Source organism: Ruegeria sp. BHSB064, from assembly GCF_059613205.1.
Genome location: NZ_JBXWSB010000144.1, coordinates 1 through 9,755 on the forward strand (window position 1 = coordinate 1; position 9,755 = coordinate 9,755).

Consider the following 9,755-nt stretch of genomic DNA (forward strand, 5'->3'; position numbering starts at 1 on the left):
CTGTGGACTTCCTATTGCCACATATGTACCAGTGTCAACGTCTAACGGCACAAATGTACATACCGAGACTCACAATGAATGGTACAGATGTTTCAAGCGAGGTTCTGGGACGCCTGTCACAAGAATTGTCGCTGTTGACCCCTGAAGCACAGAAAGCCGCACGGTATGTTCTGGAAAACCCCAGAGAAGTTGGCGTTTCCACTGTGCGCGAGATAGCCGAGGCCGCCAGTGTCAAACCGAACACCGTCGTACGAATGGCCAGACAAATCGGCTTTGAGGGCTACGGAGACTTTCGGGAACCTTTTCGAGATGAGATTCGCCGCAGCGAAGTCTCCTTCCCCGACCGCGCACGTTGGCTGCAGGGAATCAGTCGCTCTGGCGACTTGGGCGGGCTTTATGCAGACTTGCTGGGTTCAGCCATTCGAAACATCGAAGAGACCTTTGCGGACATTGATGCCAGTCGGCTACAATCTGCTGCGGAAACTATTTGGTCGGCGCGATCCATCTATACTCTGGGCGTCGGAATAAACAATTCGAACGCGTCCAACTTCACGTATCTGGCCCGTACCGGTATGACCGATTTCCACGCGATTCCACGGCCCGGATCAACGGCGATTGATGATTTGGCATGGGCGGACGAGCAGGATGTCCTGATTGCCATTACGTGCCACCCCTATCGCACTGAAGTCGTCGAAGCAGTGCAGACCGCGATAAAGCAAGGAGTAACCGTCATTGGAATCTCCGACTCGCCGGCCAGTCCAATAATCTTGTCTGCACATCATAGTTTTGTTGTGTCAGTAGATACCCCTCAATTCTTCCCTTCCTCCGTGTCTACAATTGCTCTGTTAGAAACACTGCTCAGCTTTGTTATAGCAGTGTCCAGCGATGAGATCGTCGAGCGGGTCGAAAAGTTTCACATACGCCGTCATCAGCTTGGCCTTTACCAGGAGGAACACACATGAATGCCCCGCTGACCCATTCGCTGGACGCCAGCTATTACACCGACCCTGAGATCTTTGAAAAAGAGATGAATGGTCTTCTGATGCGGACCTGGCAATATGCAGGGCACGCCAATGACATCCCCAATGTCGGCGACTATTTCGCGTTTGAAATAGCTGGACAGAACCTGTTTGCCATACGTGGCCGCGACAACGTCATCCGCACTTTCTATAACGTTTGCCAGCACCGCGCCCACGAGATGGTCACTGGCACCGGCAACACGCGGGTTGTCGTTTGCCCCTACCACCAATGGTCCTATGAGCTGACCGGCGGTTTGCGTGCGGGGCCCAACGTCAAAAACGTTCCCGGGTTCCAGCGCGAAAAGATTTGCCTGACCGAGGTACGTACCGAGGACTTCCTGGGCTTTATCTTCGTCAACCTCGACAAAGATGCCGCGCCCATGGACGAATGGTATCCGGGCGTGCGCGAGGAGATTTCGGAATACGTGCCAAACATCAATGACCTGGCACCGCTTGAATGGGTCGAGATTCCGGAAAACTGCAACTGGAAAGTTTCTATCGAGAACTATTCCGAATGCTACCACTGCCCCTCGAACCACCCCACCTTCGCCGAAGGGGTGATCAAGCCTGAAACCTATGACATTCAACCGGATGCAGACGGTGGCTATGTGCTGCGTCACACCACCGAATGCCAGGCATTGGATAAGATGACCTATCCGATCGATCTGGACAGCAACAAGCATGCAGGCGACTATCAGTCGTGGTTCCTGTGGCCCATGTTCTCGTTCCAGTGCTATCCGGGCAACGTGCTGAACACCTATCACTGGCGCGCCAATACCGTGGACACCTGTACCGTCTGGCGCGGCTGGTATACCGAAGGCGGTCATGAAAGCGACGTGATCCGGGGCCTCGCCGTACAGGACCGCCAAACCACGGTCGAGGAAGACATCCGCCTTGTTGAATCCGTTCACCGCGGACTGAAATCCAAAGGGTATGTTCCCGGCCCGCTGGTTCTGGACCCAAGCTGCGGTGTCATGAGCGAACATTCCATCGCCAAGCTCCAGCAATGGATGCGTGAAGCCGTGGAATAAAACCAGACAAACTCAAAACAACATGTGCGTCGGAGGGTAATTCATTGCCCTCCGACGCTTTGGAGATGCGCGAAATGCAAGACGTTAAGCCGTATTGGCAGAATTATGTGGACGGCACCTGGATCGATGGTGGCGCAGGTCGGATCGATGTGTTCAACCCGGGAACTGGCGAAAAACTAGCTGAACAGGCGCTGGCCGATGCCGGTGACGTGGATCGTGCGGTCATGGCGGCCCGCCGCGTGCATCTGTCAGGTGCGCTCAGCGATTTACGTCCTGTGGAACGTGGCCGAATGGTACAGGCGATGGGCCGCTACCTGCTGGACAACATTGACGAGATTGCTCGCGTTCTGACCCTTGAACAGGGAAAACCGCTCTGGGAAGCGCGCGTCGAAATCGAAGGTGCGGCGCGCTATTTCGAATACTACGGCAATCAGGCTGAAACTGTCGAAGGCCGGTCCATTCCGCTTGGAGCGAGCTACTTCGATTTCACCACGTATGAGCCGTTCGGTGTGTCCGCACAAATCATCCCATGGAACTATCCTGTCGAGATGACTGCCCGGTCCTTGTCGGCGGCTTTGGCCACGGGCAATACCGTTGTCATCAAAACCCCTGAATTGACACCTTTGACCAATGCCTGGTTTGCGCATGCTGCCGAGGCCGTTGGCTTGCCGAAAGGCGCTGTCAACATCCTCTGCGGCCTGGGTCACGAGGCAGGTGCCGCGCTTTCGGCGCATCCGCATGTCAATCAGATCGTCTTTACAGGCTCGGTGCCAACCGGCATCGCAATCGCCAGCGCCGCCGCGCGCAATGTTGTGCCCTGCGTCCTGGAGCTTGGCGGAAAATCTGCAGCCATCGTACATGATGACGCGGATCTGGAAGCCTTCGAAAACGACGTACGCTGGGGGATCTTTTTCAACGCCGGTCAGGTGTGTTCAGCAATGAGCCGCGTGATCGTGCATGAAAGCCGCCATGACGAACTGATCGAACGCATCTCGAACGTGGCAAGCAACCTGTCCGTCGGTCCGGGTATCGAACGGGGTGAATTTGGTCCGAACATGGGTCCGATGGTCAGTGAAGCGCAACGTGATCGCGCGGCTGGTATGGTTTCCGACGCGATTGCGGCTGGGGCGACCGCAGCCACAGGTGGGCGCAAGATGAATATCCCCGGCGCATATCTGGAACCAACCATCCTGACCAACATCACCCCTGACATGAACATCGCGAATGAAGAAGCTTTCGCACCGGTTCTGTCTGTTCTGAAGTTCCGTGACGACGCACAAGCAATCGAGATCGCGAACGGCACTCCCTACGGGCTTGTTGGCGGCGTTTTCACCCGCGATATCGACCGCGCGACGCAGGCCGCGCGGCAGATCCGCGCTGGTCAGGTCTTTGTCAACGAATGGTACGCCGGCGGCGTTGAAACGCCATTCGGTGGATACGGGAAATCCGGCTATGGGCGGGAGAAGGGGCGCGAAGCGCTGTGGAATTACGTCCAGACCAAGAACGTGGCTATTCGGCTGCGCAGCTAATCCACCAACGCAAAAACAATAGGGAGGACACCTCATGCCAATAAAACCACCAATTACCGAACTACCCATCAAAACCGCCGACAGCGGGTTCTACCGCGGCTTCACAAAAGACGTGACCATCACGGCCAAGCTTCTGATTGGTGCGCTCGTCATCTGGGCCGTGGCCTTTCCTGACAATGCCGCTTCGGTTCTGTCTGGATTGAACTCGTTGATCCTGGCGTCGTTCAACTTCTGGTACGTCTATGTGATGGCCTTCTTCTTCCTGACCTGCATCGTTCTTGCGATCCTGCCGGTGTCTGGACGCATGAAGCTTGGCCGCCCGGAAGACAAACCTGAATTCTCGCGTTTTTCATGGTTTTCGATGATGTTCGGGGCAGGGATCGGTATCGGGATGCTGACATATGCAACCGGTGAGCCGATCTACCACTTCCAAACCAATCCAGACATCATCCAAGGCTTTGCAGAAGGATCCACCGAAGAGGCCGTGCGTTCGGCCTATAAATGGTCGTTCTCACATTGGGGCCTGCACGCGTGGGCCAGCTATGCCATCGTTGGCCTTGCGCTGGCTTACTTTTCGTTCCGCCGTGGCCTGCCGCTGACTATCCGATCGGCGCTGACACCGATTTTCGGAAAATCGCTGTCCGGCCCGTTGGGTCACGTCATCGACGTGGTCGCCGTTGTCGCCACCGTTCTGGGTGTTGCGCAGACGCTTGGCTTTGGCGTCAACCAGTTTATTGCTGGCTTGCATCGGATTGGTGTCGGGGACTGGCTTCTGACCGACGCGGGCGATCCAACCAAAGCGGCAATCGCAGTCGCGCTGTTGGTCATCATCGGCGCATCTACTCTGTCGGCGTTGTCCGGTGTCGGGAAAGGCATCAAATGGCTCTCGAACATCAACATGGCGCTCAGCTTTGCATTGCTTGCCTTCTTCTTGTTCTTCGGCTCGACTTTCTTTGGCTTGCAGGCGCTGTTTGTCGGCATCTACGACTACCTGATGGCAACACCGGCGCTCTTGTTCACCGTCTGGAACAGCGATGGAGTGGATGGTTCGGTCGCAAGTCAATTGGCCGGTTGGCAGGGTGGCTGGACTGTATTCTACTGGGCATGGTGGATTGCTTTTGCACCCTTTGTCGGCGTCTTTCTGGCCCGCATTTCCAAGGGCCGAACCATTCGCGAATATGTACTTGGCGCGGCAATCGTCCCGTCCGTCATGTGCTTTGTCTGGTTTGCCCTGGTTGGCGGTACAGCGATCGAGCTCGAGCTTTCGGGCGTCGCGGACAATGCGATCATTGGAACCGGCCTTTCAGACCAGCTTTTCGCAACCCTTTCGGTCATGCTCAGCGAAACCCTGGCCTGGGTGTTTGCGATCATGGTCGTGGTGCTGTTGCTCACATACCTGGTGACCTCGGCTGACTCAGCCGTGCTGATCATCAACACCATCAATGCCGCCGGCGATGAAGGACCTAAAGCGCGGCCGCACATCCTGTTCTGGGGCGCTGCTTTGGCGCTGGTCGTGGGCGCATTGCTGATGATTGGCGGCCTCGGGGCGATCCAGACAGCCATGATCATCGGCGCGCTGCCATTCAGCCTGGTCATGGTTCTGATGGGCGTTTCGGTCCTCAAAGCAATCTGGCGGGATAGTCAGCGCGAAAAGATGGGCCTGCCGGTCTTTGACGATGTAGAAACCGAAGCGACCCCGGCAGAATAGTCAAACCAATCCGGGCCGGTCATAGTATAGGCCGGCCCGTTCACCAATGGAGAAAGAAATGGACGACAACCTGTTCGAACACGGTCTGAAACAGCGCAAATCCACGCTGGGCGCCGAATATGTCGAAAAGAACCTTGCAGCCGCTGACGATTTCACCCGCCCGTTCCAAGAGGCCATGACCGCATGGTGCTGGGGTTTTGGCTGGGGCGACGATACGATTGACCACAAGACACGGTCCATGCTGAACCTCACCATGATCGGCGCGCTTGGCAAGATGCATGAATGGGAAATTCACTGCAACGGTGCTCTGAACAACGGCGTGACCAAAGAAGAAATCCGCTCGATCATTCACGTGATCGGTATTTATTGCGGTGTCCCGCAGTCTCTGGAATGTTTCCGCGTCGCACGTAAGGTGCTGACCGAACGCGGCCTGCTGGACTAAGCTCGCGTCACGATATCCTTCGCTTCAGTTAAAGGGTCCTTGCAAACAGTCGGGACCCTTTTTCTTTTATGAAAAAGGATCCCCAGAGCGTCAAACTCAAAAACCGCGCTGCGCAAGGCTGGTCCAGAACGCAATTCCGTATCTGATCGCTTCATCGTTAAAATCATAGGACGGGTTGTGAAGCGGCATTGCATTGTTCCCATCCAACCCGTTTCCCATAAGGATAAACGCGCCCGGGCGATGCATGAGAAACTCGGCAAAATCCTCCGAGAAGCCCACCCGACCAAATTCGGCATCAAGCGTGCCAACTTTGCCAGCAGCGTCCGAGATCGCATCAGTGGCTCTGTCGTCGTTTATCAAAGGACGAAACGATGTGGAGTAATCGACCTCTGACACCGCCCCTTGCGCCGCACTAACGCCGTCAACAATGGCGCGCATTCTGCGCTCGATGCAATCCGACACATCTTTGGAAAACCCCCTGCAATCCCCGCGTATGGTGACATTGCTGGGCAGGATGTTGCGTGCACCGTCTGTCAGGAACTCTGTAATTGAAACCACGCCATGTTCCCGGGGCGGTAGGGACCGCGAAACGATAGATTGCAATTGCATGACAATCGCCGCCCCGGTCACGATCGGATCAATGCCCTTCTCTGGCATGGAAGCATGACCACCCTGCCCCTGAATGCGGATTTCAAAATTGTCCTCGAACGCGCAGAAAGGCCCCGCCTGGGTGGCGAAGTGGCCCAATTCCATTCCCGGCATGTTGTGAAGCCCATAAATGGCAGACATTGGAAATCGTTCGAACAGACCGTCAGCGATCATCGCTGCGGCCCCATTTCCGTTCTCTTCATCCGGTTGGAAAATGAAGTGAACGGTCCGATCCAGCGATGTGTCTGCGGCAAGCGCCAAGGCAGCACCAAGCAGCATTGTGCTATGCCCGTCATGACCGCAGCCGTGGAACTTGCCCGCTGTTTTTGATCGGTAAGGCAAGTTGGTCATCTCGTGAATTGGCAGCGCGTCCATATCGGCGCGAAACCCGATAGCGGTCTCATCAGGACCACGGCGCAAGGTGGCAACTATTCCGGTTCGACCCACACCTCGGGTGACCTCAAGCCCGGCGCGCTCTAACGCGGTCGCTATCAATTTGGGGGTCCGGTCAAGGTCAAACCCGGTTTCCGGATGGGCATGAAGATCACGACGAAACGCAACAAGATCAAGCATCAGAAACGCCCCCTTCGGACAAGATGACCAACGGCAAATCATCGTCACCCTCAAGGCAGGCGGCAAGCCCGGCTGCTCCGGAGGGCGTGGTCGAGAAACCCAAATCGAAGGCGCTGCTTACAGCGTCCTGAGCCTGTTGATCACTGATTGTAACCCAGTCGTCTGCACAGCGTTTCAAGATATTCAAGGCCAGCATGGATGGTGTTTTGCAATCCAGCCGCCCCATGTTGGAAACCGGCCCTTCAACTGTGATGATTTCTCCGGCTCGGACGCTTTCCCCAAGACAGGGTGCGGCATCTGGTTCGACAACTGTAATCTTTGGCTGCACCGGCCAGTTCGACCGGATCATATAGGCAATGCCGGCGGCCAGCCCGCCGACACCCGCCTGCAAATACACATGGCTTGGCCACTTAGCCGTCTCCGACAATGCCTTACGCATTTCTTCGGCAATGACGGTATAACCCTCCATCACCAATCGTGGAGGCTCGGTGTATCCCGGCCACGACCCATCGGCGAGGTGAATGGCACCGGTTGCCTCGGCGTCGGCGATGGCTGCGGCGACGCTTGCCTCATAGTCATCCCCGGATCGAACAACAGCTGCGCCTTTCGCCCGGAGACGAACGGCAAATTCTTCGGGGACTGTTTCGGCAAGATGGATGCGCGCCGCTGCACCAAAGAGGCGCGCTCCAGCCGCCACAGCCATGCCGTGATTACCTGCACTGGCACACACAAAAGTCATCGATCCTGCCGCGTCCTTTACCGTGTCGTTCAGAAAGTCGCTGGGCTTCAAAGATCGACTAACACGCGCTTCGATCAGCTTGGCAACAGCGTAAACACCGCCCAAAGCTTTGAACGCACCCAGGCCCATCCTGTCGGTTTCATCCTTGATGAGGATAGATCGCCCCCGGAAACTGCGCGTCTCCAACGGGCTTTGTCTGTAAACGGGGCATTCCGCCAGCAGCGCCAGCGGTTTTTCTGCATCGAGTATCGTTGTGTGTTCCATGCACTATGTTGTACGCGCTAGCCTTGATCAATTATGGTCAATATTGACAACATTACGGGAAAATTTCTCTATCAAGGGTAGCATATTGTGAAACTCGATCACTTCGACCGCCACTTGCTGCGACTGATGCAAATTGACGCAAAAATGGGGCTGGAAGCCCTTGCATCAGAAACAGGCTTGTCGGTCGCATCAGTGCAACGGCGGCTCAAAGCGCTCAGAACCTCTGGTGCCATTCAATCTGAAGTCGCAATAGTTGACCCCAAGAAGGTGGGCGTTGCGATGAGCTTCATTGTCATGGTCGAATTGGAACGCGAACGCCAGGATCAGATCGACTCCTTCTCGCGCCAGGCACAGTCCGATCCCATGGTTCAGCAGTGCTATTACATCACAGGTGATGCGGACTTCTGCCTGATCTGTACTGCACGCGATATGGATGATTTCGAAGAGCTTACCAAAAGGCTGTTCTTCGACAATTCAAACGTCCGCCGGTTTCGTACCTCTGTTGTGATGGGGCGAAAGAAAGTCGGTTTGGGCATTCCTGTAAGAGATCAGGACACAGGTTAGGGCCACACGCGTTTCCGGTATCGGTGGGAGGCAAAGACCAAGATCGCGCGTGCGCATTTGATTTGGTCTTTGCCCTGTCACTTCATTTACGCAGCGGCAATCTGGCTCGCTTTTTCAACCAACACTTCCGCTTGGCGGATCGAGGCATAGTCGATCAACCGGCCGTCCAAAGATACGGCTCCCTTCCCATCCGCTTCCGCCTCGGCCATGGCGACAAGAATACGCTGAGCCTTCGTCACTTCGGCGTCGGACGGCGACATGACCTCGTTTGCCAAGGCAATCTGGCTGGGGTGAATGGCCCATTTCCCCTCGCAGCCCAAAACAGCGGCGCGTTTGGCGGCAGCTTTATAACCGTCAGGGTCCTGGAAATCACCGAATGGTCCGTCGATTGGGCGCAGGCCGTTGGCGCGGGCAGCGACAACCATACGCGCAAGCGCATAGTGCCACATGTCACCCCAATGTGTCAGGCGGCCTCCATCAGCATCCGCATCTGTCAGCACCGAATAATCGGGGTTCACACCGCCGATAATGGTCGTGCGAGCACGTGTCGACGCCGCATAATCGGCAACACCAAAGTGAAGGCTTTCGTTGCGCTTCGAGGCAGCAGCAATCTCGCTTACGTTTTGCATGCCTAGCGCGGTTTCGATGATGTGTTCGAACCCAATCCGCTTGTCGTACCCTTTGGCGTCTTCGATTTGCGTGACCAGCATATCAACGGCATAGACGTCAGCAGCAGTGCCGACCTTGGGGATCATGATCAGATCCAGCCGAGCACCAGCCTGTTCAACGACATCCACCACGTCGCGGTACATGTAATGGGTGTCCAACCCGTTGATGCGCACCGACATGGTCTTGTTGCCCCAATCGATGTCATTCAGCGCCTGAATGATGTTCTTACGGGCTTGTTCCTTTTCGTCCGGTGCAACGGCATCTTCCAGATCCAGGAAGATGACGTCCACATCCGATTTTGCCGCCTTTTCAAACATTCCAGGCTGGCTGCCGGGCACGGCAAGCTCGCTGCGGTTCAGACGGGCTGGGGCTTGTTCAATAGTATGAAAACTCATGTGTTGGGTCCTTGGCCTTACAAGTTCGGATAGATCGGGAATCGTGCGCAGAGCTCTGCGACCTCGGCTTTGACCTTGGCTTCGACAGCGCCGTTGCCGTCTTCGCCGTTGGCGGCCAGGCCGTCGACCACTTCGATGATCCAGTCGGCGATCTGGCGGAATTCGGTCTCGCCA

The 9,755-nt window shown here is 56.1% G+C and carries 9 protein-coding genes and 1 pseudogene; 6 read left to right on the forward strand and 4 right to left on the reverse strand.

Translation table 11 applies throughout. The annotated features are described in order from the left end of the window. Positions 1 to 74: 74 nt before the first annotated feature. From AC2FNU_RS21730 to AC2FNU_RS21750, 5 genes are all read left to right on the forward strand, one after another. Positions 75 to 962 carry a MurR/RpiR family transcriptional regulator gene (locus tag AC2FNU_RS21730; RefSeq protein ID WP_496792404.1) on the forward strand — a complete coding sequence of 296 codons (888 nt, stop codon included), beginning with the start codon at positions 75 to 77 and terminating at the stop codon, positions 960 to 962. Further along, the gene (locus AC2FNU_RS21735) at positions 959 to 2,050 is read left to right on the forward strand and encodes an aromatic ring-hydroxylating oxygenase subunit alpha (RefSeq protein ID WP_496792408.1); all 1,092 of its coding nucleotides are present in this window, start codon (positions 959 to 961) and stop codon (positions 2,048 to 2,050) included. Before AC2FNU_RS21730 ends, AC2FNU_RS21735 begins: the two co-directional genes overlap by 4 nt. A 74-nt stretch (positions 2,051 to 2,124) precedes the next feature. Beyond that, positions 2,125 to 3,579 (forward strand): aldehyde dehydrogenase family protein, encoded by a 1,455-nt coding sequence (locus tag AC2FNU_RS21740; protein ID WP_496792412.1) that lies wholly within the window; start codon positions 2,125 to 2,127, stop codon positions 3,577 to 3,579. A 34-nt stretch (positions 3,580 to 3,613) separates the two neighbouring features. Beyond that, a complete protein-coding gene (locus AC2FNU_RS21745; RefSeq protein WP_496792415.1) occupies positions 3,614 to 5,287 on the forward strand; it encodes a BCCT family transporter in 1,674 nt (557 codons plus the stop codon). Between the two features lie 58 nt (positions 5,288 to 5,345). Beyond that, positions 5,346 to 5,729 (forward strand): carboxymuconolactone decarboxylase family protein, encoded by a 384-nt coding sequence (locus AC2FNU_RS21750; protein WP_171095340.1) that lies wholly within the window; start codon positions 5,346 to 5,348, stop codon positions 5,727 to 5,729. Positions 5,730 to 5,825: 96 nt separating this feature from the next. On the opposite strand, the gene AC2FNU_RS21755 is transcribed toward AC2FNU_RS21750, so the two are convergent. Further along, entirely contained in the window at positions 5,826 to 6,950 is a 1,125-nt protein-coding gene (locus tag AC2FNU_RS21755; RefSeq protein WP_496792420.1) for an amidohydrolase, read from the reverse strand. Beyond that, on the reverse strand, positions 6,943 to 7,953 hold the full coding sequence (locus AC2FNU_RS21760) for a pyridoxal-phosphate dependent enzyme (RefSeq protein WP_496792424.1): 1,011 nt from the start codon (positions 7,951 to 7,953) through the stop codon (positions 6,943 to 6,945). Before AC2FNU_RS21760 ends, AC2FNU_RS21755 begins: the two co-directional genes overlap by 8 nt. An 87-nt stretch (positions 7,954 to 8,040) precedes the next feature. On the opposite strand from AC2FNU_RS21760, the gene AC2FNU_RS21765 reads away from it, so the two are divergent. Further along, complete coding sequence (locus tag AC2FNU_RS21765) at positions 8,041 to 8,517, forward strand: Lrp/AsnC family transcriptional regulator (RefSeq protein ID WP_496792429.1); 477 nt, start codon at positions 8,041 to 8,043, stop codon at positions 8,515 to 8,517. Between the two features lie 86 nt (positions 8,518 to 8,603). On the opposite strand, the gene AC2FNU_RS21770 is transcribed toward AC2FNU_RS21765, so the two are convergent. Both AC2FNU_RS21770 and glyA read right to left on the reverse strand, forming a co-directional pair. Next, positions 8,604 to 9,581, reverse strand: coding sequence for an HpcH/HpaI aldolase/citrate lyase family protein (locus tag AC2FNU_RS21770; protein ID WP_496792430.1), 978 nt, complete (start codon positions 9,579 to 9,581; stop codon positions 8,604 to 8,606). A 17-nt stretch (positions 9,582 to 9,598) separates the two neighbouring features. After that, positions 9,599 to 9,755 (reverse strand): annotated as a pseudogene (gene glyA, locus AC2FNU_RS21775) (serine hydroxymethyltransferase); the annotation flags it as partial.